Source organism: Pseudodesulfovibrio sp. JC047 (genome assembly GCF_010468615.1).
Taxonomy (GTDB): domain Bacteria; phylum Desulfobacterota; class Desulfovibrionia; order Desulfovibrionales; family Desulfovibrionaceae; genus Pseudodesulfovibrio.
The window spans coordinates 1-965 of record NZ_WUEH01000051.1 but is presented as its reverse complement, the minus strand read 5'-3'; the positions used below and the strand labels follow the sequence as shown (position 1 = coordinate 965).

Sequence of the window (965 nt, the reverse complement as noted above, 5' to 3'; positions counted from 1 at the left end):
CTGTATCCCAACCATTGCTGGCAGGTGGATCCGTCCATGTGCGTTCTGTTTTACCTGCCCAAAGGCGGATTGAGTGTGATGGAGGAAAGCAAGTTCTACAAAAACAAGCTCCAGAACTTCCGCAAAACAGAAAGAGAACGGGTGTGGCGTTACGTCATAACCGACCACTACTCGGGCACGATTTATGTCCGATACGTCCAGGCCGCCGGTGAATCAGCCCAGGGTCTTGTTGATGTGTTCCTGGACGCCATCACTCCGCGCGGACTGAACGACCCCATGCACGGCGTTCCCGAACTGCTGGTTATGGACAAGGGCAGCGCAAATACCGCGCACCTATTCACCAACCTGCTGGATCGGCTGGGCGTGAAGTGGGACACCCATAAGGCGGGCAACCCGCGCGCCAAGGGGCAGGTGGAGTGCGGCAACAACATTGTTGAAACCAAGTTCGAATCACGCCTGACCTTTCTCCGCGTTCAGACCGTGAAGGAATTGCAGGTCGAGGCGAACAAATGGTGCCAGCACTTCAATGCTCACGCTATTCACACTCGCACCCAAAGGACTCGGAATGATGTCTGGCTGACCATAACCGAGGACCAACTCAGGTTGGCTCCGTCCTTGGAACTTTGTCGCGAGTTGGTGACCACTCGTCCTGTAGAAGTATTGGTTAAACCGGACATGTCCATCACCCACACCGTCAAAGGGTTTGGCAGTAAGACCTACGATCTCCGCCATATCCCCGGACTGGTACCCCGGCTCAAGGTCGGCGTGGTGGTCAACCCGTACCGTGCCCCTGCGGTGGATGTCATCGTCCATTCCCAGGGCGAAGACCTGATATGGACCGTTGAGCCGGTCAAGATGGACGACGCTGGATTTTGGAAATCAGCACCGGTGTTCGGCCAGGAATACAAGGCCCAGCCCGATACTCTGGCAGACAAGCATGTCGCGGCCATTGACGAGGCAGCCGG

The 965-nt window shown here is 56.5% G+C and carries 1 protein-coding gene; it reads left to right on the top strand.

Annotated features, from left to right (window positions below; translation table 11 throughout):
* Positions 1-36 precede the first annotated feature (36 nt).
* Positions 37-965, top strand: a 929-nt coding sequence (locus GO013_RS16645) for a DDE-type integrase/transposase/recombinase (RefSeq protein WP_163813151.1), incomplete at its 3' end; no start/stop codon positions are given.